Source organism: Amycolatopsis camponoti (assembly GCF_902497555.1).
Classification (GTDB): Bacteria; Actinomycetota; Actinomycetes; order Mycobacteriales; family Pseudonocardiaceae; genus Amycolatopsis; species Amycolatopsis camponoti.
On sequence record NZ_CABVGP010000003.1, the window covers coordinates 1,788,787 to 1,811,262 of the forward strand.

Consider the following 22,476-nt stretch of genomic DNA (forward strand, 5'->3'; position numbering starts at 1 on the left):
CCGGATCCCGGCGGGGGCCTCTTCATGGGGCTGGGGTTACTCCGCGGCTTCTTCCGCGCCTTCGCCCGTCTTGGTCTTCGTGTCCGCGGCCTTCGGCGCGCGGCCGTTGCGCGAGCTGCGACGCGGCTGGCGCGGCGCCGGGGGCGGCGGGGAGATCTGCTGCACCGCGGGGCCGCCGCCGAGCATCAGCTCCGCGAACGTCGCCATCGCCTCGTCGAGCTGGCCGCCGATGCGGCGGACGCTCTCGTCGTTGCTCTTGCGGACCAGCGTGTCGACCGAGTCGGTGTCCGGCTGCTTGGACAACGTGCCCTCGACCTTCGACAGCCCGGCCTTGAGCGCGCCGTCGAGGTCGCCGATGCCGGAGAGGAAGCCGTCCTCCACCTTGTCGAGGCGGCCGGCCAGCTCGTCGAGGCGGGTGGTGACCGTCTCGAGGCGGTTGCCGAGCTTCTCCAGGCGGTCCGACGCGTCGATCATCTCGCCGGTCTCGGTCAGCGCGACCTTGAGCGCCTCGGTGTTCGCGCCGATCCGCTCGCCGGTGACGCGGTCCAGCTCGCCGATGCGCTCGTGCGTGGTGCGGCTCAGCTCGTCGACCTTGCCCCGCAGCTCGTGGTCGGCGTGGTCGACGCGGTCGCGCAGCGACGCCTCGGCCTGCTCGATCCGCTCCCGGACCGGGCCGTGCACCGACTGCGGGATCGAGTCGAGCTTCGCGTCCTGCTTGTCGAGGTGGCCACCGACCTCGTCGAGCCGGCGGTGGATGTTCTGGAGCTTGTCCTCGAGTCCGTCCATCCGGCCGCCGACGCCCTCGAGGCGCGCCGCCATGCCGTCGAGCCGGCCGTCGAGCTGCGCGAACGGCTTGGCCAGCTTGTCGACGATGCTCTCGACGGCGCGGGTCAGCGCGGCGATCGCGTTGTCCTGCGACTCGAGCCGGGACATCGTCTCGTCGAGGCGCTCGGCCAGGACGCTGACCTCGGTGCGGTCGGGCATCTCGGACAGCCGCTTGCGGACCGCGCCCAGCGAGTCCACCGGCGCGAGGCGGGCGTAGATGTCGTCGAGCGCGTCGAAGATCTGCTGCTGCTCGCTCTCACGCACTTCGGCCGCGCGCACCAGCATGTTGCGCATCCGGTCGAAGGACGGGGCGGCAATGTGGTTGTCAGTGGTCACTGCTGTGTGTCCTTCGTCGGCGGGGAAATGGAGGGACGTGCCACGAAGCTTAACGATTGCGAAATTGCTGTGCGTATGGCCCCCGTGAAGCGCGTATTACGGAGGCTGCCCCCGGATGGCCGATTCGTCGCATGATCGTCAACGCTGAGCGTTGACCCGAGCCTGAGAGTTACGGCCATGTAGGGGAATGACAACGAGGTTACCGTTGGGGGATGCCTGACGAAAGCCCTGTTCTGACCAGCGAGACACTCCGCCGCGCGCCGAAGGTCCTCCTGCACGACCACCTCGACGGCGGCCTCCGCCCGGCCACCGTCGCCGAGCTCGCCGACGCCACCGGTTATGCCGGTCTGCCCACCACCGATCCGGCCGAGCTGGGCAGCTGGTTCCGCCGAGCGGCCGATTCCGGCTCACTCGTTTCCTACCTCGAGACGTTCGCGCACACCTGCGGAGTGATGCAAACGGAGGAATCGCTGGTCAGGGTCGCCGCGGAGGCGGTGGAGGACCTGGCCGCCGACGGCGTCGTCTACGCCGAGGTGCGCTACGCACCGGAGTTGTTCGTCGAACGCGGTCTGTCACTCGATGCGGTGGTCGAGGCGGTCCAGGAGGGGTTCACGGAGGGCACACGGCGCGTGGCCGCGAACGGCGGCAGCATCCGCGTCGGGACGTTGCTCTGCGCGATGCGCCAGCACGCCCGGGCCCTCGAGATCGCGAACCTGGCCGTCCGCTACCGCGACGCCGGCGTCGTCGGCTTCGACATCGCCGGCCCCGAAGACGGATTCCCGCCGACCCGCAATCTCGACGCTTTCGAATATTTGCGCCAGAACAATGCGCATTTCACCATTCACGCCGGCGAGGCGTTCGGACTTCCGTCCATTTGGGAGGCGATTCAGCACTGCGGGGCCGAGCGGCTCGGGCACGGCGTGCGGATCGTCGAGGACGTCAAGACCGACGCGGACGGGACGGTCCACCTTGGACGGTTGGCCGCGTATGTCCGCGACCGAAGGATCCCCCTGGAGATCTGCCCGACGTCGAACGTCCAAACAGGCACCGTGCGCTCGATCGCCGAGCACCCGCTGGCCCTGCTCAAGCGGCTGCGCTTCCGGGTGACCGTGAACACCGACAACCGGCTGATGAGCGGATGCACGATGACCAGCGAATTCGCCGCGCTGCACGAGACCTTCGGGTATGACCTCGACGACTTCCGGTGGTTCACGATCAACGCGATGAAATCCGCGTTCATCGATTTCGACGCCCGGCTCGCGCTGATCGACGACGTCATCAAGCCCGGGTACGCCGCGCTGAGCTGACCTCCTCGCCTCCGGACCGTGACCGCCCGCAAGGCGGTTGCGGTCCTTAGGCACGGCAACTATCGTTCACCATGTAGGAAGTAGTTCTCAGAATTTGAGACGGTGAGCGAGATGGCGCAGGTCGCGGACGGTTCGGTCGAGCAGCTGCAGACGAGTTCGCGACGGTGGCTCGTTCTCGCGCTCGGCCTCGCCGCGCAGACCGCGAGCTGTTCGTTCCTCTACGGCATCCCGTTCCTGGTCCCGGTCATGCGGGACGCCGAGGGGCTGACGCTGGCCCAGGCCGGCACGGTCGTCGCGGCCCCGAGCATCGGTCTGCTGTTCACCCTGATCGTGTGGGGCGCGGCTGCGGACCGTTACGGAGAGCGTCTGATCATGGCGCTCGGGCTGGGTGCCTCGGGGTTACTCCTGGTGTACGCCGGGGTGGGAACTCACCCGGTCGGGCTTCTCTTTGGTGTGTTCCTGGCCGCCGGAGCGTGTACGGCTTCGGTGAACGCGGCGAGCGGTCGCGTGGTGATGGGCTGGTTCGCGAAGTCCGAGCGCGGAGTCGCGATGGGCATCCGCCAGACGGCCCAGCCGCTCGGTGTCGGCGTCGCGGCGCTCGGGTTGCCGCCGCTGGCGGAGCACTTCGGGTTCCGGGCGGCCGTCCTGCTGCCGGCCGGGCTGGCGATCGTGGTCGCGCTGCTGGTGGCGTGGCTGGTGACGGACCCGCCCCGGCCCCCGCGGCCGGCATCGGGCGAGAAGCCGCCCTCGCCGTACCGGCACGCGACGCTGTGGCGGGTCCACGGCGCGAGCGCGCTGCTGGTGGTGCCGCAGTTCGCGGTGTCGGCGTTCGCGCCGGCGTACCTGGTGGCGGTGCAGCACTGGAGCCCCCTGTCCGCGGGCTGGTTCCTCGCGGCGGTCCAGGTGCTGGGCGCTTTGGGCAGGCTCGGGTCGGGCTGGTGGTCGGACCGGGTGGGGAGCCGGCTGCGCCCGATGCGTCAGCTGGCGGTGCTGAGCTGCTTGGTGATGCTGCTGGTGGCTTTGGGGGACGTTTCGTGGCCCTGGCTGGTACTGCTGGCCGTGGCGCTGGCGGGGATCATCACGGTGGCCGACAACGGCCTCGGCTTCACGGCCTCTGCGGAGCTGGCGGGCCTGGCCTGGTCGGGCCGCGCGATGGGGACGCAGAACACGGGCCAGAACATCGCGGCCTCGCTGACCCCGCCCCTGCTGGGCCTGGTGATCGGCGACAGCAGGTACGCACTGGCGTTCTGCGTGGCGGCAGTGTTCCCGGCGCTGGCGGTACTGGTGGTCCCGACCCGCGCGGAGCACACCTCCCCGGACTGACACCGTGTCGGCTTCCGGATCACGCGTGATGCCCCTCCAATCACACGTGATGCCCGCCCAATCACGTGAGATGCCCGGCCAAGCACGCGAGCCGACCCTCCGGGTACGCGAGCCGACCGGTCCAAGTGGTGCGGGGATGGCGATCACCCGTGATCAGCGGGGCATCACGCGTGATTGCGGAGGCATCTCACGTGATTGGAGGGGCATCACGCGTGCTTGGAGGGACGACACGACGAAGGCCGCCTCCCCGGAACCTCGGGAGGCGGCCTTCGTGAGCGAAAAGATCAAGCCACCGTCAGGCGGTTCTCGAAACCCTCGACGAGCTTCCGCCAAGCGCTCTGCTCGGCGTCGAACGGGGCCGACGGCTCCAGGCGCGTCGGGTCCGGGCGCAGGACGAACGACACCAGCCAGCCCAGGCTTTCGTTGCCCGCCAGTGCCGTCTCGGCCGAGTCGTCGCCCGCCCAGTCCGCCGCGTCCGTGATCAGCTCGACCGCCAGCTCCAGCTGCGTCGGGTCGATCGCCTCCGGGCCCTCCGCGATGTCCGCGTCCAGGCCCGTCAGGACGTACGTGTTCTCGGTGTCGACCTCGACCTCGAGCTCGCCCGCCGTCGCCTTCGCCAGGACCTCGTCCCACGTGGACACTTCGGCGAGGTCGGTGTCGGCCAGGTCCTTGCCGTCGGCCAGCGCTCGGGCCAGGGCCTTCTCGGACGTGAACACGTCGATCTCGCCTTCGCTGCCGAGGAACACCGGTGCGTCGTCGAGGTAGCAGCGCAGCGTGTAGTACTCCGCGCCGGACGTGATGATCTTGATCGGGTCGATGCCGACCTCGGCCCAGAAGCCGACCGGGCCCTCTTCCTCGTCTTCGTCGTCCTCATCGTCCGAGGAGATCGCCTCGAGGTCCTCTTCGCCCTCGGCGCCGGCCTCGGCCTCCGCGGACTCCTCGTGGAACGCCGCCAGCTCCTCGGCCGTCTGCTCCAGGACCTTCTCGTCGACGTCCGGCGCGGTCACCAGGCCGTCGATCGCGTCGAGCACGGTGTCCCACTTCTGCGACACCGTCTCGGACAGGTCGTTCCAGACCTGGACGCCGACGCTCCCGGTGAACGGGAGGGTGCCCTGGTCGAGCAGCGAGAAGCCCTCGGTCGAGTCGAGGATCTCGTGCACCTCTTCGAGGTCGCAGACGTCGGCGAGCGAGCGCACGATGCCGACGATCTCGGCCAGCTCCGCGATGTGCCAGACGTCCGGCTCCTCGGCGACGAGCTCCGGCACGCCGACGAGGTCGTAGGTGTGGTCCTCGTCCGGGATCAGCTCCGGCACGTTCAGCGACGGCACGGCGTCCCACGCCGGGTGGTCGAGCAGGTCGTGACGCTCGGACGTGCGGACGAAGGCGGCCAGGTGCGCGGCGTCCGGGAAGGCGTACAGGTCGTCCTCGTCGCCGAGGAACGCTTCCCACTCCTCGCCGTCCTCCCGCCAGCGCGGGGCCCACAGGGTGACGACGTCGCCCTGCGGCAGCCCGAGTTCGATCGGGATGATGTCCTGTGCCATTCCTAAGCCCTCCGGAGTACCGCCCGTGTGCGCGCGAGACCGAAAGTATCCCCCGGTCGGTGCGCGGTACCGCGAAGCCTACGGGTTTACCACGCGCGATGCGATCGCCCCTGCCGACTTTGCGACGAGCGGATGGCACGATGGACGCCTGATGACTCTCACAGACCTCCTGCCTGCGGATCCCGACCCCGACGCCCTCTTCGAAGCGTTCACGACCTGGACGGCCGAACGGGGCATCGAGCTGTACCCGGCGCAGGAGGAGGCGGTGATGGAGGTCGTCTCCGGATCGAACGTCATCCTCTCGACGCCGACCGGCTCCGGGAAGAGCCTCGTCGCCGTCGGCGCGCACTTCACCGCGCTCGCCCAGGGCCGCCGCAGCTACTACACCGCGCCCATCAAAGCCCTCGTGTCGGAGAAGTTCTTCCAGCTCATCGAGATCTTCGGCGCGGACAACGTCGGGATGATGACGGGCGACTCCAGCGTCAACCCGGACGCGCCGATCATCTGCTGCACGGCCGAAATCCTGGCGAACATCGCGTTGCGGTTCGGGGCCGACGCGCCCGTCGGGCAGGTCGTCGCCGACGAGTTCCACTTCTACTCCGAGCCCGACCGCGGCTGGGCGTGGCAGGTGCCGATCCTGGAGCTGCCGAAGGCGCAGTTCGTCCTGATGTCGGCGACCCTGGGCGACGTGTCCTTCTTCGAAAAGGACCTCACCCGCCGCACCGGCAGGCCGACGGCCGTCGTCACGTCGGTGCAGCGCCCGGTGCCGCTGACCTTCCGGTACGCGCTGACGCCGCTGCACGAGACCATGTCCGAGCTGCTCAACGGCGGCCAGGCGCCGGTCTACGTCGTGCACTTCTCGCAGGCCGCGGCCATCGAGCGGGCGCAGACGCTGATGAGCATCAACGTCACGACCAAGGCCGAAAAGGAAGCCATCGCCGAGCTGATCGGCGACTTCCGGTTCGCCGCCGGCTTCGGCAAGACGCTCTCGCGGCTTGTCCGCCACGGCATCGGCGTCCACCACGCCGGCATGCTGCCGAAGTACCGGCGATTGGTCGAGACCTTGGCCCAGTCCGGGCTGCTCAAGGTGATCTGCGGGACGGACACCCTCGGCGTCGGCATCAACGTACCGATCAGGACAGTGGTCTTCTCCGCGCTGACCAAGTACGACGGCGTCCGGCAGCGTCACCTCAAGGCACGGGAGTTCCACCAGATCGCCGGCCGGGCCGGGCGCGCGGGCTACGACACCGACGGCTACGTCGTCGTGCAGGCGCCCGACCACGTCGTCGAGAACGCGAAGGCCCTCGAGAAGGCGGGCGACGACCCGAAGAAGAAAAAGAAGATCGTCCGGAAGAAGGCGCCGGAGGGCTTCGTCAACTGGACCGAGAGCACGTTCGACCGGCTCATCGCGGCCGAACCCGAGCCGCTGACGTCCAGCTTCAAGGTGACGCACTCGATGCTGCTCAACGTGATCTCGCGGCCGGGCAACGCGTTCGCCTCGATGCGCCACCTCCTGGAGGACAACCACGAGGACCGGGCGTCGCAGCGCAAGCTCATCCTGCGCGCCATCGCGATCTACCGCGCGCTGCTCGCCGCCGGCGTCGTCGAGCGGCTGCCCGAACCGGACGAGCAGGGCCGGATCATCCGGCTCACCGTCGACCTGCAGTTCGACTTCGCGCTCAACCAGCCGCTTTCGCCGTTCGCACTGGCCGCGATCGACCTGTTCGACCTGGAGTCGCCGAGCTACCCGCTCGACGTCGTGTCCACTGTGGAAGCCACTGTGGACAATCCGCGGCCGGTGCTGTCGCAGCAGCAGTTCAAGGCGCGCGGCGAGGCCGTGAACGCCATGAAGGCCGAGGGCATCGAGTACGACGAGCGGATGGAGCTGCTCGAGAACGTCTCGTACCCGAAGCCGCTGGAGGAGCTGCTGCAGGGCGCGTTCCACAGCTACCGGCAGGGGCACCCGTGGGTCGACGACTACGAGCTTTCGCCGAAGTCCGTGGTGCGCGACATGTACGAGCGCGCGATGAACTTCGTCGAGTACATCGGCTTCTACCAGCTCGCCCGGTCGGAAGGCCTGGTGCTGCGCTACCTCGCGGACGTCTACGACGCGCTGCGCCACACCGTGCCGGACGAGGCGAAGACCGAGCCGCTGCAGGACCTCATCGAGTGGCTCGGCGAGCTCGTCCGGCAGGTCGACTCCAGCCTCCTCGACGAGTGGGAAGCGCTACGCCACCCGGGCGAAGAGGGCCAGGTGGAGGTGCGGCAGCCGGCCGTTCCGGCGGGGGTCACGCGCAACGAACGCGCGTTCCGGGTGCTGGTGCGCAACGAGCTGTTCCGCCGGGTCGAGCTGTTCGGACGGCGGGCGTGGAACGTCCTGGGCGAGCTGGACGCGGCGTCCGGCTGGGACGCCGAGGCGTGGCAGGACGCGATCGAGGGCTACTTCGAGGAGTACGAGACGCTCGGCACCGGCCCGGACGCGCGCGGCCCGGCGCTGATCATCATCGAGCAGGAGCCGGACGTCTGGAAGGTGCGCCAGATCTTCGATGACCCGGCGGGCGACCACGACTGGGGCATCAGCGCGGAGGTCGACCTGGCCGCGTCCGACGAAGCCGGGTCGGCGGTGGTCCACGTGACCGAAGTGGGCGCCCACTAGCCGTTGCGATTCACTGACTGCTCAGTCATCGTGATCACATGGTGGCGACAGTGCGGGAGCACCGGATCGGCGACGTGCGCTGGACGGTCGTCAGCGGGCCCCGGGAAGCCGCTTTCCGGGAGCTGGGCGCCTACGCCGCCGCGGACATCCGGACCGTCCTCGACGGACTGCCGGACTGGCCGGTCACCGCGCGTTCGCGACGGTCGCCGGTGCTGTTCCGGGCCGTCGAATCGGCGTCGCAGGTCGAGCACCCGGACGCCTACGCCGAGCTGACGGCGCTGGCCGAGGGCGCCGGGGTGCCGTTCGACGACCTGCTGCTGGCCAACCTGCGCGGCGACCTCGGCGCGGGCGACGGCACGGGGTGCACGGACCTCGCGTGGGCCGGCACGCCGTCGCTGCTCGGCCACAACGAGGACGGCGCCCCGGTGTTCGACGGGATCGGGCGCCTGCTGACGCTGCTGATCGACGGCGAGCCCGGCGTGTGCGTCTGGTGGTACCCGGGCTTCCTGCCGGCCAACACGGTCACGCTCACCACGCACGGCCTGGTGTGGGGGATCGACAGCGTGAGCGTGGTGACGCCTCCGCCGTGCGCCGGACGGCACTTCGTCGCGCGCACCGCCCAGCGCGCCACTTCGGTGGCGGAAGCGGTGTCCGTGCTGCGTTCCCACGCGTCGGCGGGCGGGTTCGCGTACACGATGGGCCAGGTCGGCTCGCCCGCCGTGACGGTGGTCGAGAAGGCCGGGGAAGAGACCGCCGTGACCACTGTGGGCAGTGGGCTTTCCTGGCACACCAACCACTTCCGCCGGCTCTCGCCGCATTGGGACGTCGCGCCGGAGGAGAGCCTGGCGAGGGCCGAGGTGTGCGCGCACCTGGCCCCGCTCGCGCCGGACGCGAAGTGGCTGGTCTCGGCGCTGACCACCGACGTCCGCCGCGACGCCGCCGGCGGCGACCCGCTGATGACGTTGAGCACCGTGGTGACGGACCTGGCCGACGGCACGGTGACGGTGGTTCCCCGCGGCGGAGCGCCGCTGCGCGCCCGGGTGGCGGACCTGGCGTCCGGCGACGTGGACGCAGCCGGTGCGCTCAACGGCGCAATCGTCGCCGGACAGCGCTGTCCCGGCGTTACCGTGGAGGCTCGCCGAACCGGGGAGGGACCATGCGGAACCTGAAGCGCGTGCTGGCCGGGATCTTCGCCGCGGGAGTGCTGGCCTTGGTGGTCGCGCCCGCCGCGACGGCGGCGACGGCGGTCGAGTACGCGACCGACGCCACCGCCATCGAGTACGGCCTCTGACGTTCAGCCGGCGGGCGCGAGGATCGCCTGCGCGTCTTCGCCGGCGAACCACAGGCCGATGACGAACGCCGCCGTCGCTTCCAGCAGCGCGGCGCGGTCCAGGCCGCCACCGTCGACCGGCGCGCAGCCGACGTCGCGGACCAGCGTGCGGACCGCGTCGAGGGCCGCCGGGTCGTCGCCGCAGAGGGGGACCGTGAGGGTCCTCGGCGGGTTCCGCCAGACGTCGACGTGGGCGAGGTTGAACGCCTTGACCACGTGCGCGTCCGGGGCGGCGGCCGCGATCCGCGAGGCCACCGGCGTGCCGGGCGGGAGGTCGTCGGGCGTGCCGGGCTGGTTGGTGCAGTCCACCAGGACCTTGCCGGTCAACGAGCCCGCCTCGGCGAGGACCTCGAAGACCGCGTCGGCGGGTAGAGCGAGCAGCAGCACTTCGGCCTGCGACGCCACTTCGCGCCAGGTTCCGCTTCGCGCGCCCAACCGCTTCGCCAGCGCGTCGGGACTGCGGCCGCTCACCAGCAGCTCGTGGCCGGCGCGCGCCCAGTGCGTGCCGAGCGCGTCCGCCATCCCGCCCGTGCCGAAGATCCCGATCCGCATGCGTCCTCCTTGTGCTTGGCTGGTACCAGCACGACGGTAGGAACCCCGGCAGGAACCGAAAGGTAACCATGGACTTTCTCGCCGACTGCCGGACGCGGCTCGCGTTCGACCTGGTCGCCAACACGTGGAACCCGGTGGTGCTCTGGGCCCTGCGCCACGGCCCGCGCCGGCACGGCGAGCTGCGTCGCACCATCGGGGGGGATCAGCGCAAAGGTGCTCACGGAAACCGTGCGGCGCCTGGAATCCGACGGTCTCGTCGAGCGGCGTTCCGGTGCGTACGCGCTCACGCCGTTGGGTTCGACGTTGCTCGAGCCGATCGAGGGCTTCGGACGCTGGGCCGCGGAGCACGGCGATGCCGTCGTCGCCGCTCAAGACCGAGCACGATCAGCATGACCAGCGACAACGCGGGCAGCGGGTAGCCGAGCAGGATCCCGGCGACGACGTCGACCGCGGGCGCGGCGATCCCGGCGACGAACACCCAGGTCGGCGCGGTCGGCGGCTTCTCCTTAGGGGACCACGGCGTCTTCTTCCCCGGCTTCGCGATCGACAGCCAGGCCTGGAACGACAGCGCGCTCGCCATCAGAGAGGCCCCGGCGATCTGCGGCCAGGCGACGGTGTCGGTGTGCGCGGAGTCGCGCAGCGCGGGGGAGAGCAGGAAGATTCCGGCGTAGAGCTGGATGAACGTCAGGGCGAACTTCGTCAGCACCCACCAATGCCGGAAGTAGCCCCACGCCGTGGCGCCGGCGAGCAGCAAGCCGGTGAACGCGGAGACGTTCGCCATCGGCGCGAGCAGGACGGAGTCGAGCCGGTCGGCCATCGTGGGCGCGCCCGACGCCATCAGCACGACGAGCGCGAGGGCCTGGCTCATCCAGGCGACGGACGAAACGACGTGCAGCCAGACGACGGCTTGACGCCAGCGAGGGGAAGTCTTCACGCTTCCAGGCTCGCGGAGAGGTGACGGCGGCACATCGGGCGCGACCCGGGTTTCGCCCCGGAGCCCGCGACCTCCGCTCTGCACCCACCGGAGTACGCCGCCACGGGGGCAGTACCTCCGCGGGAGTAGGGCCGGAACCCGGAACTCGCGTGATCGGGCGGGCATAACGCGTGTCTGGAGGGGCATAACGCGTGATTAGAGGGGCATCACGCGTGATTGGAGGGTCGACACGGCGGCGCGGGGGCCGGGTGGCGTGTCGGCTCCCTGATCACGCGTGTCGACCTCTGGATCACGCGTGTCGACCCTTCGATCACTTGTGGGGTGGGTTCTTGGCGGCCAGGGCCAGGAGGGGGACGGCTGCCGCCGCGTCCGTGATCAGCGTGGTGACCATGCCGGACCGCAGGACCGCGTCCACCGCCGCTGCTTTCGGCCGGCTGTAGCCGAGCGCGATCACCTCCGGCACCGCCGTCAGCTCTTCGTGGCTGATCGCCAGCACGTGGTGGGCCAGGCCCGTCGACAACGCGTTGCCGGAAGCGTCGAACAGGCGCGCCGCGACCTCCGCCGTCGCTCCGCGGGCCGCGATGGCCGCGCGCTCGGCTTCGTCCAGTGCGTCGTACACCGTCGACTCGCCCGGCTGCCACGCGCCGATGCTGACCACCGCCTTGGTCAGGTTCCGGAACTGCCCGAACGTCTCCGCGATGCCCGGCTGGCGCCGCAGCGTCTCGGTGGTCCGCCGGTCCGGCAGCACCAGCGGCCCGAAGATCGGGTACGCGTCGCCGCCGGACACCGACGTCACGCGGCTGACCGTCTCCACCGAACGGCCGCGCATGTCCATCCCGGCCTGCACCCCGCACAGCTGGACGATCGGGCACCGCGGCAGCGCCCGGATCGCCTCGGTCATCGCGTTCACCGACCGCGCCCACGACAGCCCGACGACGTCGCTGGGCCGGACGATCTCCTCCAGCAGCCGCGCGGCCAGCGTCCCGATCTTGGCGCGGACGACCTCTCGTGGCTCGCGCTCGGTTGAGCGTTCGAGCACGAGTGCCTGCTGCAGGCCGTAGGCCGAACGCACCTCGTCCGACAGCGCCAGGTCCACCGGCGCCGGCAGCGAGAACTCCACCCTGACCAGCCCGGAGTCCCTGGCCGTGTCGAGCATGCGCGCCACCTTGAACCGGCTGACGCCGAATTCGTCGGCGATCTCCAGCTTGGAACGTCCCTGCACGTAGAAGCGCCGGGCGACGGTGGCGAGCAGCATCGCTTCCGAGAGCGAGGCACCCTTGCGAGAAGCGCTCATCTGAGCACTATAGCCCGAAATCTGCCCGAAAGGTTGACGTAACACCGAGGTCAGTCCTGTAATGCCTTCACATGTTCTCGACGCCATAGGTCAACGCCGCTCATATGAGCGCGAGAAAGGGGCAAGGCATGCGTGCCGCCATCGTCGACCGGCCCGGTGAGATCAGGGTCGGCGAGGTGCCCGATCCGAAACCCGGGGAACGTCAGGTCGTCGTCAAGGTCGGAGCGTGCGGGATCTGCGGGACCGACCTGCACATCGCCGACGGGCACTTCCCGCCCACGCCGTATCCCATCGTCCCCGGGCACGAGTTCGCCGGGGAGATCGTCGAGCTCGGCGCGGACGTGCCGGGCGAGTGGAAGGTCGGCGACCGCGTCGCCGTCGATCCGTCGCTGTTCTGCGGCTACTGCGGCCCGTGCCGCGCCGGCCACGGCAACCTCTGCGCGAACTGGGGTGCCACCGGCGACACCGTCAACGGCGCCTTCGCGGAGTACGTCGCCGTCCCGTCGTCCACCTGCTACCGCATGCCCGACTCGATGACCTGGGAACAGGGCGCGCTGGTCGAGCCCGTCTCCTGCGCGGTGCACGGCGTGCGCCGCGTCGGCGTCGAAGCCGGAGAGCGCTTCCTCGTGGTCGGCGCCGGCACCATGGGCCTGATCATGCAGCAGCTGCTGCAGCGCTCCGGCGCGCAGGTCACGGTGGTCGACCGCAACGAAGCCCGCTTGCCACGGGCAAAGAGCCTCGGCGCCGTCGCCACCGCGGCCGACGTCAAGGACCTGAACGGCGAGAAGTTCGACGTCGCCGTGGACGCCACCGGCGCCGCGCCCGCCATCGAAGCCGCGTTCGACTCGATCCGGCGCGGCGGCCGGCTGCTCGTCTTCGGCGTCGCACCGGCGGAAGCCCGCGTCGCGCTGTCGCCGTTCCGCATCTACAACGACGAGATCACCATCGTCGGCTCGATGGCCGTGCTGCACAGCTTCGGCACCGCGCTCGACCTCGTCGCGTCCGGTGCGATCGACACCGACTCGCTGCTCACGGACCGGCTTCCGCTGGAGCAGTACCCCGAGGCGCTGGCCAAGATGCGCAGCGGCTCGGGCCTGAAGGTCCAGGTACTCCCGGGAGGTGGCCGTGCGTAAGCTCCTCACCCTCTTCGCCGCGACGTCCTTGCTGGTCACCGGCTGTGCCGGCGCCGGCTCGGTCGGCACCGGCGGCTCGACCCTCGTCATCGCGATCGTGTCCAACCCGCAGATGAAGGACGCGATCTCCCTCGCCCCGGAGTTCGAGAAGGCGACGGGGATCAACCTCAAGTTCGTCTCGCTGCCGGAAAACCAGGCCCGCGCCAAGATCACCGCGTCGACCGCCACCGAAGGCGGCGAGTTCGACGTCGTCATGATCAGCAACTACGAGGCCCCGCAGTGGGCGGCCAACGGCTGGCTCGAGAACCTCGAACCGCACATGGCGGCCACCCCGGGCTACGACGAAGGCGACTTCATCCCCAGCATCAAGCAGTCGCTGTCGTACCAGAACCAGATGTACGCGGTGCCGTTCTACGGCGAGTCGTCGTTCCTGGCCTACCGCAAGGACCTCTTCGACAAGGCCGGGATCACCATGCCGGCCAAGCCGACCTGGCAGCAGATCGCCGACTACGCCGCGAAGCTCGACGACAAGGCCGCCGGCGTCAGCGGTATCTGCCTGCGCGGCAAGCCCGGCTGGGGCGAGAGCCTCGCGCCGTTCACGACCGTGGCCAACACCTTCGGCGCCCAGTGGTTCGACAAGGACTGGAACGCCAAGCTGACGTCGCCGGAGTTCAAGGAAGCCGCGAACTTCTACGTCAACCTGATCCGTGACCACGGCGAGGTCGGTGCCTCCAGCGCCGGGTTCTCCGAGTGCGGTACGCGCTACACGCAGGGCAACGCGGCGATGTGGTACGACGCGACGGTCATGGCGGGCACCAACGAGGACCCGTCGAGCAGCAAGATCGTCGGCAAGTCCGGGTACGCGCCGGCGCCGGTCGTCAAGACGCAGGCCAGCGGCTGGCTCTACACCTGGGCGCTCGGCATCCCGAAGGTCGCCAAGGACAAGGACGCGGCCTGGAAGTTCATGGCCTGGATGACCGACAAGGCGTACGTGCAGAAGGTCGGGGCGACCTACGGCTGGAACCGCGTCCCGCCAGGTGTGCGTCAGTCCACCTACGACATCCCCGACTACGCCAAGGCCGCGCAGGCCTACGCGAAGCCGACGCTCGACGGCATCGCGGACGCGAACCAGCAGAAGGCCATGGCGAACCCGGTGCCCTACCCCGGCATCCAGTTCGTCGGCATCCCCGAGTTCCAGGACCTGGGCACCCGGGTGAGCCAGCAGCTGTCGGCGGCGATCGCCGGCCGCGAGTCGGTCGACGACGCCCTGAAGCAGTCCCAGGACTACGCCCAGACGGTGGGCGACTCCTACAAGGCGGTGCAGTGATGTCCACGCTCTCCGTAGACACCCCCCAGTCCCAGACGCACGCGAAGGCCGAAGAGAAGAAAGGCCTGAGCACCGCGGCCAAGCGGCGGCTGCCGCTGCTGCCCGCGCTGATCTTCGTCATCGCGGTGACGCAGCTGCCGTTCCTGCTCACCGTGTTCTACTCGTTCCAGTCGTGGAACCTGGTCCGGCCGGGTTCGCGGCACTTCGTCGGCCTCGACAACTACATCGACGTCTTCAGCGACACGACGTTCCTGGTGGCGCTGCTCAACACGGTGGTGCTGACCGTGGTGTGCGTGCTCGTCGCGCTGCTGCTGGGCCTCGGCCTGGCGATCCTGCTCGACCGGAAGTTCTTCGGCCGCGGCGTCGTCCGGACGCTGCTGATCACGCCGTTCCTGATCCTGCCGGCGGCCGGCGCGCTGCTGTGGAAGACGACGGTGTTCGACCCGACCTACGGGCTGCTGCACTTCGTCTTCGGCACCGACGTCGACTGGCTTTCGGAGTTCCCGCTGGCCTCGGTGATGGCGCAGATCGTGTGGCAGTGGACGCCGTTCATGATGCTGCTGATCCTCGCGGGCCTGCAGAGCCAGTCCAAGGAGGTCCTGGAAGCGGCCTCCGTGGACGGTGCCAGCCGGTGGCGGACGTTCGCGTCGATCACGCTGCCGCACCTGTCCCGGTTCCTGCAGCTGGCGACGCTGCTGGGCGCGATCTACATCGTGAACAGCTTCGACGCGATCTTCCTGATGACCCAGGGCGGGCCGGGCACGGCCAGCACCAACCTGCCGTACTACATCTACCAGCGCGCGTTCGAAGGCTTCGACGTCGGCCAGTCGTCGGCGATGGGCGTGATCGTCGTGATCCTGACGATGATCGTCGCGACCTTCGCGCTGCGCCTGATGTTCCGGACCTTCTCGGTGGACGGAGGCATCAAGTGACCACCCTCGACACCCGCCCGGAAGCGGCCACCACCGCCCCTCCGGCGCCCAAGCCGAAGCGCAAGACCGGTCCCGGCGTGCTCACCGCCGTCACCTGGATCATCGCGATCCTGTTCGTCTTCCCGCTGCTGTGGATGATCCTCACGGCGTTCAAGCAGGAGGCCGACGCCTACACCGACCCGCCGAAGCTGTTCTTCAGCCCGACGTTCGACCAGATCGCGAACGTCCTGAAGGGCGGGTTCCTGCCCTACCTGTCGAACTCGGCGTTCGTGACGGTGCTTTCGACGCTGCTGGTGCTGCTGCTCGGCATCCCGGCCGCGTACGCGCTGTCGCTGGCGCCGGTGAAGAAGACGTCGAACGCGCTCGGCTTCTTCCTCTCGACGAAGATGCTGCCGATCGTGGCGGCGATCATCCCGCTGTACATCATCTCCCAGAACACCGAGCTGCTGGACACGGTGTGGGCGCTGGTCATCCTGTACACGTCGATGAACCTGCCGCTGGCCATCTGGATGATGCGGTCGTTCTTCCTGGAAGTGCCGCACGAGATGATCGAGGCCGGGCGGATCGACGGCGCGAACCTGCCGACCCTGCTGCGCAAGATCATCATGCCGGTGGTCGCGCCCGGGATCGCGGCGACCGCGCTGATCTGCGTCATCTTCTCCTGGACCGAGTTCTTCTACGCGGTCAACCTGACGGCGGCGCGCGCCGGCACCGTGCCGGTGTTCCTCGTCGGGTTCATCACCAGTGAGGGCCTGTACTGGGCCCAGCTTTCCGCCGCCGCGCTGCTGGCCTCGCTGCCGGTGATGATCGTCGGCTGGATCGCGCAGAACCACCTCGTCCGGGGTCTGTCGATGGGAGCGGTGAAGTAGCCATGGCCGGAGTCAGTTACGAATCGGCGTCGCGGATCTACCCGGGCGCGCACGCGGTACGGGCCGTCGACCAGCTCGACCTCGCGGTGCCGGACGGTGAGTTCCTCGTCCTGGTCGGGCCGTCGGGCTCGGGCAAGTCGACGGCGTTGCGGATGCTCGCCGGGCTCGAGGACATCGACGAGGGCGCCATCCACATCGGCGACCGCGACGTCACGCACCTGCCGCCGAAGGACCGGGACATCGCGATGGTGTTCCAGTCCTACGCGCTGTACCCGCACATGACGGTCGCCGACAACATGGGCTTCGCGCTGAAGCTGCGTGGACTGTCCAAAGTGGACATCGACGCGAAGGTGGCCGAGGCCGCGAAGATGCTCGACCTTTCGAAGTTCCTGGACCGCAAGCCGAAGGCGTTGTCCGGCGGGCAGCGGCAGCGCGTCGCGATGGGGCGGGCGATCGTGCGCGAGCCCAGCGTGTTCCTGATGGACGAGCCACTGTCCAACTTGGACGCGAAGCTGCGCGTGGAGACCCGCGCGAACATCGCGAAGCTGCAGCAGCGCCTGGGCACGACGACCATCTACGTCACGCACGATCAGGTCGAGGCGATGACGATGGGCGACCGGGTGGCGGTCCTGAAGGACGGCGTGCTGCAGCAGTGCGCGTCGCCGCGGGAGCTGTACGAGAACCCGAAGAACTCGTTCGTGGCGGGCTTCATCGGGTCGCCGGCGATGAACCTGGCGACCCTGCCGCTGACCGAAGGCGGCGTCAAGCTGGGCGACGTCACCCTGCCGCTGCCCCGGTCGGTGCTGGCGGCCGCGGGCGATCTGCGCGAGGTCGTCTTCGGCGTGCGTCCGGAGTCGCTGGAGCTGGTGTCGGAGGGCGGCTTCGAGCTGGTGGTGGAGCTGGTCGAGGAACTGGGCGCGGACGCGTACCTGCACGGCAAGGTCGGCGACGACCGGTTCGTCGTCCGGGTCGACGGCCGCACCCCGCCCCGGATGGGCGACAACGTCCGGGTGGGCCTGCGCGGCGAAGGCGAGACCCACGCCTTCAACCCGGAGACGACGCTGCGGCTCTCCTGAAAAGGCTCTCCTGAAGAAACAGGCCACGGCCACCTCGCGGGAAACCCCTTGCCCGCGAGGTGGCCGTTTCCTCGCTACTCCTGCAGCGAGAGGGCCTGGCTGGGGCAGACGTGCACCGCTTCGCGGGCCTTCTCGACCAGCTCGCCCTCCGGCTGCTCGTTCAGGACGATGACCGTGCCGTCGTCCTCACTCTGGTCGAAGAGCTCGGGCTCGGTCAGCACGCACTGCCCGGCGCCGACGCACTTGCCGGTGTCCGCGATGATCTTCATGGTTCTTCTTTCTGCCTGTGGTGGGATACGCAGCTCTTCGATCTCTACCAGGTCACCGGCAGCCGGTACAGGCCGTAGATGTTCGCGTCGTCCTTGAACGGCAGGTCGTCGACGTCCGCGCCCAGCGCCAGCGTCGGGATGCGCCGGAAGAGCGTGTCGAAGACGATCTGCAGCTCCATCCGGGCCAGGTTCTGGCCGAGGCACTGGTGCGGGCCGAAGCCGAACGCGACGTGGTGGCGCGCGCCGCGCTCGATGTCCAGCTCGTCGGCGTTCTCGAACGCCCGCGGGTCGCGGTTCGCCGCGTAGCCCAGCGCCAGCACGCCTTCCCCGGCCTTGATGAGCTGCCCGCCGACCTCGACGTCCTCGACGCACAGGCGCGCCGTGGCCGCGTCGACGATCGTCCAGTAGCGCAGCATCTCCTCGACCGCGTCGAGCGTCTTGCCCGGGTCGGCCTTGATCGCCGCGAGCTGCTCCGGGTTCCGCAGGAACGCCACGGTGGACAGCGAGATCATGTTCGCCGTCGTCTCGTGCCCGGCCACCAGCAGCAGGAACCCGGTCGCGGCCAGCGACGCCCGCCGGTAGGTGCCGTCCTCGCGGAGCTTGACGATCTGCCGCCCGAGCAGGTCGTCCGACGGGTTTTCCTCCTTCTTCGCGATGAGGTCTTCCATGTAGCCGCGGATGGTGTCGAAGGCCGCCCGCCGCTCCTCCGGCGGCGTCGCGCGCTTGATCAGCTTGGCGGTGTGCTCCTGGAAGAAGCCGTGGTCGGCGTAGGGCACGCCGAGCATTTCGCAGATCACCAGCGACGGCACCGGCAGCGACAGCGCCTCGACCAGGTCACCCGGCTTCGGCCCGGCCAGCAGCGCGTCGATCTGCCCGTCCACGATCTCCTGGATCCGCGGCCGCAGCGCCTCCATCCGGCGGACGGTGAACTCGCCGAGCACGGCCTTGCGGGCCGGCCCGTGCTCCGGCGCGTCCATGGTGATCATGGTGCGCTCGTCGCCCTTCCGCCGGAACCCGCCCTTGACCAGCTGCGGAAAGTCGGGGTGCTGGCGGTCGGCGCTGAAGCGGCGGTCGTTCAGGACCGTCCGGACGTCCTCGTGCCGGGTGACGACCCAGGCCCAGCCGCCGTCGGGCAGTCCCACCTTCGAAACCGGATCCTCTTCGCGGATCTCCTCGTACGCCGGCGGCGGCGCGAACGGGCACGTGCGGGTCATCGGGAACTCGTGCTTCTCGACGGTGGTCATGGCGTCCCCCTCACCAGGTCACGGGCAGGCAGTAGAGGCCGAAGATCTGCGCGTCGTGCTTGAACGGCAGCTGGTCGACCGGCGCGGCCAGCTTCAGCTCCGGGATGCGGCGGAAGAGCGTGTCGAAGACGATCTGCAGCTCCATCCGGGCCAGGTTCTGGCCGAGGCACTGGTGCGGCCCGAAGCCGAAGGCGACGTGGTGGCGCGCACCGCGTTCGAGGTCGAGCTTGTCGGCGTCTTCGAACGCGGCCTCGTCGCGGTTGCCGGAGTAGCTCAGGCCCAGGACACCCTCGCCAGCGCGGATCAGCTGACCGCCGATCTCGACGTCCTCGGTGGCGACGCGCGAGGTCGCGAACTCCGCGATCGTGAAGTACCGCAGCAGCTCCTCGACGGCGTCGAGCGTCTTGCCCGGGTCGTTCTTGATGATCTCGAGCTGGTCCGGGTTCTCCAGCAGCGCGACGGTGCCGAGCGAGATCATGTTCGCCGTCGTCTCGTGCCCGGCGAGGAGCAGCAGGAACGCCAGCGAGACCAGCGAGTCGTGGTCGACGTCGCCGTGCTCCTCGCGCTGCTTGAGGATCTGCCGGCCGAGCAGGTCGTCGGTCGGGTCGGCCTCCTTGGTGGCGACCAGCTTGTCGAGGTAGTCCTGCATCTCTTCGACGGCCTGGATGCGCGCCTCCTGCGTCACCTCGCGGTTCAGCAGGGTGGAGCTGCGCGACTGGAAGAAGTCGTGGTCGGCGTACGGGACGCCGAGCTGCTCGCAGATGACCAGCGACGGCACCGGCAGCGAGAGCGCCGAGACCAGGTCGGCGGGCTTCGGGCCGGCCAGGATCGCGTCGATGTGCTCGTCGACGATCTGCTGGATCCGCGGCTGCAGCGCCTTCATGCGCTTGACGGTGAACTCGCCGACGACCTCGCGGCGGGCGGCACCGTGCTCCGGCGGGTCCATGTTGATCAGCGACGCGGTGAACCGGCGGCGCTGCGGGCGCCCGCTCTTCGTCAGTATCGGGAAGCCCGGGTTGAACCGGTTGGAGCTGAACCGCGGATCGGTCAGCATCTCCCGGACTTCCTCCAGGCGGGTGATGGCCCAGGCGTCCGAGCCGTCGGGCAGGCCGACGCGCTGGACCGGGCCCGCTTCGCGGAGCTTTTCGTAGGCCGGCGGCGGCGCGAACGGGCAGCTCCGCTCCAGCGGGAACACCTCGCCCCGCGTGGCAGGTTCGGCAACTTCGGTCATGGGACCCCCTAAAACGGACGTAACGTATGCGGAGGATTACATTCCGGTTCTAGAACCCAAGGTACTCAAGTGGAGGGAAGTCGTCCACTAGCTAACGGGTGACTCACTCGAGTTCGAGTGTGTGGCCGCCTGACCATGCGAGAATCAGCCCGCGCGATCCAGCGAGAGGCGAACGGCATGACGGCAGACCCCGAGACGACCCTGCGGGCGGACGCGCGGCGCAACCGTGACCAGATCCTGGCCGCCGCGAAGACCATCTTCGCCGTTTCCGGTCCCGAGGTGCCGATGGAGGAGATCGCCCGCGCGGCCGGCGTCGGCGTCGGCACGCTGTACCGCCGGTTCCCGGACCGGGACGCGCTGGTCCGCGCGGTCGCGATGGACAACTTCGAGCGGGTGCTGATCGACGCGCGCACGATCGCCGCGGAGGAGACGTCGCCGTGGCGTGCGCTCGAGCGGCTGCTGCGGCAGTCGGTGGAGCTGCAGCTGAGCATCCAGCTGGCGATGGTGTCGCACCGGGCGCTGGTGATCCTCAAGGGCGACCCGGAGGTCCGGCGCCTGCGTGACGAGATCCTCGAGGTGGTCGACGACTTCGTCCGCGGCGCCCAGGCCGAGGGCAAGCTGCGCCCGGACGTCGGTGCCGGGGACATCGCCATCCTCTTCGCGACGCTGCTGCGGCAGGTGCGGGCGAAGGCGCCGGAGATCGCCGAGATGGCGGCGCGGCGCTGCGTCGGAATCATGATCGACGGGCTCAGCGCGTTCCCGAGCACCGAGCTGCCGGGCCGCCCGATCACTTCGGCCGATCTGGAGCCCACGGACGACCACAGCTGATTCTTCGGTTTCCGTGTTAGGGTTCCGCCTCGTTCTGCCGAATTCTGGTTGCGGGCGGGAAAATGCGACGAACAATGCTGGCCGTGGTGTTGACGATTCCCTTCTTGGCGGTCGCCGGCTGCGGTGACGGCCCGGTCGGCGGCGTGGCGGCGCCCGCGGTTGTGGTCCCGCCTTCGACGACGGCGCCCAGCGTGCCGGCCACGTCGGCCACCCCCGTGTCGCCGACGCCGTCTTCCCCTGTGGTGGTACCGACTCCGACACCGCCGTCGACGACACCGGTGCGCGGCTGCCGCAGTCCCGAGTTCACGACGTCCGACGCCGACGGCGGCTGGTCGGACGGCGGCTACTACGTCCACAACAACATGTGGAATCAGGACGAAGCGGGCCCGGAAACGCTGCGTGCGTGCGCGTACGACAACTGGTACGTCGATTCCAGTCAGCCCGACTCGACGTCGGTGAAAACCTATCCGAATGTGCACAAGGACATCAACGAACAAAAGGGGAAACCGTTCAACGACTATTCGGTGATCAGGACGACGTTCGCGGGCCGCGGCCCGGGCGTGGGCATCTACGACGTGGCGTACGACCTGTGGCTGAACGGAGTCGGCGACGGCAAGGGCGTCAGCGAGCTGATGGTGTGGACGGAGAACCTGAAGCAGCAGCCGTCGGGCGACAAGCTGGCGACGTACACGGCGGGAGGGTCGACGTACGACGTCTGGGCGGACGACGACGGGTACGTGGCGTTCGTTTCACGGGCGACGCAGTACTCGGGCAGCTTGGACCTGAAGGCGATGATCGCCTGGGCGATCGGCAAGGGCCTGATCCCGCCCAACCCGACCGTGAACCAGATCGGCTACGGGATCGAGTTCTGCTCGACGGGCGGAGGCAAGGCGAGGTTCACGCTGACCGAATTCTCGGTGACGATGAGCTAGCGCGCGTACCGCTGGATGGTCCGCTGGGACGGGCGGAACAGCGGCCAGCCGACCACGAGGTTGACCATGCACAGCACGACGGCGATGGCCGGGAGGAAGAGGTAGGCCGCGATTCCCGGCGTCACGAGGTGGACGGTCCGGGTCACCTCCTCAGCTGACCACGTGAAGCGGGCAGTGAAGGTCACGTAGAAGATCGACGATGCGAAGAGGCCGGCGCCGGCCGGTACGCCGAGCGGGTAGAGCGCCAGTGCCGACTTTCGCCGGTCGAGGAGGTGCCCCTGGGGGAGCGTCGTCACCCAGCCTCGGGCCAGGGTCATCGTTACGCCGGAGACCAGCACGAACAGGCCGAGGGAGACGCCCGTGGCTACTGTGGAGACGAGCATCGCGCCGGACCTGCCGGGGAGTAGGACGCCACCGATCGAAATCCCGAACCCGACCAGGACGCCCCCGGCCACCGAGACCACGCCCAGGCTCAGGCAGGAGCTGCGAAAACGCGCGGCCATGCGAGGTGGGATCCAGATCGGTCCGTTCACGTGC

General features: G+C 69.3%; 21 protein-coding genes and 1 pseudogene. 13 read left to right on the forward strand and 9 right to left on the reverse strand.

Annotated elements, in window-relative coordinates; genetic code table 11:
• Positions 1-36: 36 nt before the first annotated feature.
• A complete protein-coding gene (locus tag AA23TX_RS45215) occupies positions 37-1,161 on the reverse strand; it encodes a PA containing protein (RefSeq protein ID WP_155549015.1) in 1,125 nt (374 codons plus the stop codon).
• Positions 1,162-1,373: 212 nt separating this feature from the next.
• Between AA23TX_RS45215 and AA23TX_RS45220 the strand changes: the two genes are divergently transcribed.
• Complete coding sequence (locus tag AA23TX_RS45220; RefSeq protein WP_155549016.1) at positions 1,374-2,468, forward strand: adenosine deaminase; 1,095 nt, start codon at positions 1,374-1,376, stop codon at positions 2,466-2,468.
• A 111-nt stretch (positions 2,469-2,579) separates the two neighbouring features.
• The gene (locus tag AA23TX_RS45225) at positions 2,580-3,791 is read left to right on the forward strand and encodes an MFS transporter (RefSeq protein ID WP_155549485.1); all 1,212 of its coding nucleotides are present in this window, start codon (positions 2,580-2,582) and stop codon (positions 3,789-3,791) included.
• Positions 3,792-4,075: 284 nt separating this feature from the next.
• Here AA23TX_RS45225 and AA23TX_RS45230 read toward each other — a convergent pair whose 3' ends face one another.
• Positions 4,076-5,332 carry a SatS C-terminal domain-containing protein gene (locus AA23TX_RS45230; protein ID WP_155549017.1) on the reverse strand — a complete coding sequence of 419 codons (1,257 nt, stop codon included), beginning with the start codon at positions 5,330-5,332 and terminating at the stop codon, positions 4,076-4,078.
• Between the two features lie 151 nt (positions 5,333-5,483).
• Between AA23TX_RS45230 and AA23TX_RS45235 the strand changes: the two genes are divergently transcribed.
• Genes AA23TX_RS45235 through AA23TX_RS50870 form a run of 3 tightly spaced genes read left to right on the forward strand, consistent with a single transcriptional unit; the run spans position 5,484 to position 9,279 of the window.
• On the forward strand, positions 5,484-7,988 hold the full coding sequence (locus AA23TX_RS45235; RefSeq protein WP_155549018.1) for a DEAD/DEAH box helicase: 2,505 nt from the start codon (positions 5,484-5,486) through the stop codon (positions 7,986-7,988).
• A gap of 38 nt (positions 7,989-8,026) precedes the next feature.
• Positions 8,027-9,157: a C45 family autoproteolytic acyltransferase/hydrolase gene (locus AA23TX_RS45240; protein ID WP_155549019.1), complete on the forward strand. Its 1,131-nt coding sequence runs from the start codon at positions 8,027-8,029 to the stop codon at positions 9,155-9,157.
• Positions 9,145-9,279, forward strand: a complete 135-nt coding sequence (locus AA23TX_RS50870; protein ID WP_277875484.1) for a hypothetical protein — start codon at positions 9,145-9,147, stop codon at positions 9,277-9,279. The genes AA23TX_RS45240 and AA23TX_RS50870 overlap by 13 nt, the downstream gene beginning before the upstream one ends.
• 3 nt (positions 9,280-9,282) lie before the next feature.
• On the opposite strand, the gene AA23TX_RS45245 is transcribed toward AA23TX_RS50870, so the two are convergent.
• Positions 9,283-9,870 (reverse strand): NADPH-dependent F420 reductase, encoded by a 588-nt coding sequence (locus tag AA23TX_RS45245; protein WP_155549020.1) that lies wholly within the window; start codon positions 9,868-9,870, stop codon positions 9,283-9,285.
• A gap of 68 nt (positions 9,871-9,938) precedes the next feature.
• Here AA23TX_RS45245 and AA23TX_RS45250 point away from each other — a divergent pair.
• A pseudogene (locus AA23TX_RS45250) lies at positions 9,939-10,263 on the forward strand (winged helix-turn-helix transcriptional regulator).
• On the opposite strand, the gene AA23TX_RS45255 reads toward AA23TX_RS45250, so the two are convergent.
• Both AA23TX_RS45255 and AA23TX_RS45260 read right to left on the reverse strand, forming a co-directional pair.
• Entirely contained in the window at positions 10,154-10,804 is a 651-nt protein-coding gene (locus tag AA23TX_RS45255; RefSeq protein WP_155549021.1) for a S8/S53 family peptidase, read from the reverse strand. The pseudogene AA23TX_RS45250 and the gene AA23TX_RS45255 overlap by 110 nt on opposite strands.
• 310 nt (positions 10,805-11,114) lie before the next feature.
• The gene (locus AA23TX_RS45260; protein WP_155549022.1) at positions 11,115-12,098 is read right to left on the reverse strand and encodes a sugar-binding transcriptional regulator; all 984 of its coding nucleotides are present in this window, start codon (positions 12,096-12,098) and stop codon (positions 11,115-11,117) included.
• A 128-nt stretch (positions 12,099-12,226) separates the two neighbouring features.
• Between AA23TX_RS45260 and AA23TX_RS45265 the strand changes: the two genes are divergently transcribed.
• From AA23TX_RS45265 to AA23TX_RS45285, 5 genes are all read left to right on the forward strand, one after another.
• Complete coding sequence (locus AA23TX_RS45265) at positions 12,227-13,231, forward strand: zinc-dependent alcohol dehydrogenase family protein (protein WP_155549023.1); 1,005 nt, start codon at positions 12,227-12,229, stop codon at positions 13,229-13,231.
• A complete protein-coding gene (locus tag AA23TX_RS45270; RefSeq protein WP_155549024.1) occupies positions 13,218-14,558 on the forward strand; it encodes an ABC transporter substrate-binding protein in 1,341 nt (446 codons plus the stop codon). Before AA23TX_RS45265 ends, AA23TX_RS45270 begins: the two co-directional genes overlap by 14 nt.
• The gene (locus AA23TX_RS45275; RefSeq protein WP_155549025.1) at positions 14,558-15,490 is read left to right on the forward strand and encodes a carbohydrate ABC transporter permease; all 933 of its coding nucleotides are present in this window, start codon (positions 14,558-14,560) and stop codon (positions 15,488-15,490) included. Before AA23TX_RS45270 ends, AA23TX_RS45275 begins: the two co-directional genes overlap by 1 nt.
• Positions 15,491-15,567: 77 nt before the next feature.
• Positions 15,568-16,359, forward strand: a complete 792-nt coding sequence (locus AA23TX_RS45280; RefSeq protein ID WP_155549486.1) for a carbohydrate ABC transporter permease — start codon at positions 15,568-15,570, stop codon at positions 16,357-16,359.
• A gap of 2 nt (positions 16,360-16,361) precedes the next feature.
• Positions 16,362-17,435, forward strand: coding sequence for an ABC transporter ATP-binding protein (locus AA23TX_RS45285; RefSeq protein WP_155549026.1), 1,074 nt, complete (start codon positions 16,362-16,364; stop codon positions 17,433-17,435).
• Positions 17,436-17,509: 74 nt separating this feature from the next.
• On the opposite strand, the gene AA23TX_RS45290 is transcribed toward AA23TX_RS45285, so the two are convergent.
• From AA23TX_RS45290 to AA23TX_RS45300, 3 genes are read right to left on the reverse strand one after another with little or no spacing between them, the layout of a single operon-like run.
• On the reverse strand, positions 17,510-17,704 hold the full coding sequence (locus AA23TX_RS45290; protein ID WP_155549027.1) for a ferredoxin: 195 nt from the start codon (positions 17,702-17,704) through the stop codon (positions 17,510-17,512).
• A gap of 44 nt (positions 17,705-17,748) precedes the next feature.
• The gene (locus AA23TX_RS45295; protein ID WP_155549028.1) at positions 17,749-18,948 is read right to left on the reverse strand and encodes a cytochrome P450; all 1,200 of its coding nucleotides are present in this window, start codon (positions 18,946-18,948) and stop codon (positions 17,749-17,751) included.
• 10 nt (positions 18,949-18,958) lie between these two features.
• The gene (locus AA23TX_RS45300) at positions 18,959-20,179 is read right to left on the reverse strand and encodes a cytochrome P450 (protein WP_155549029.1); all 1,221 of its coding nucleotides are present in this window, start codon (positions 20,177-20,179) and stop codon (positions 18,959-18,961) included.
• A 177-nt stretch (positions 20,180-20,356) separates the two neighbouring features.
• Between AA23TX_RS45300 and AA23TX_RS45305 the strand changes: the two genes are divergently transcribed.
• Together AA23TX_RS45305 and AA23TX_RS45310 are read left to right on the forward strand one after the other, a co-directional pair.
• Positions 20,357-21,007, forward strand: coding sequence for a TetR/AcrR family transcriptional regulator (locus AA23TX_RS45305; protein ID WP_155549030.1), 651 nt, complete (start codon positions 20,357-20,359; stop codon positions 21,005-21,007).
• 86 nt (positions 21,008-21,093) lie between these two features.
• Positions 21,094-21,939 carry a GH12 family glycosyl hydrolase domain-containing protein gene (locus AA23TX_RS45310; RefSeq protein WP_230863089.1) on the forward strand — a complete coding sequence of 282 codons (846 nt, stop codon included), beginning with the start codon at positions 21,094-21,096 and terminating at the stop codon, positions 21,937-21,939.
• Here AA23TX_RS45310 and AA23TX_RS45315 read toward each other — a convergent pair.
• The gene (locus tag AA23TX_RS45315; RefSeq protein WP_155549032.1) at positions 21,936-22,442 is read right to left on the reverse strand and encodes a hypothetical protein; all 507 of its coding nucleotides are present in this window, start codon (positions 22,440-22,442) and stop codon (positions 21,936-21,938) included. The genes AA23TX_RS45310 and AA23TX_RS45315 overlap by 4 nt on opposite strands.
• Positions 22,443-22,476: the final 34 nt, after the last annotated feature.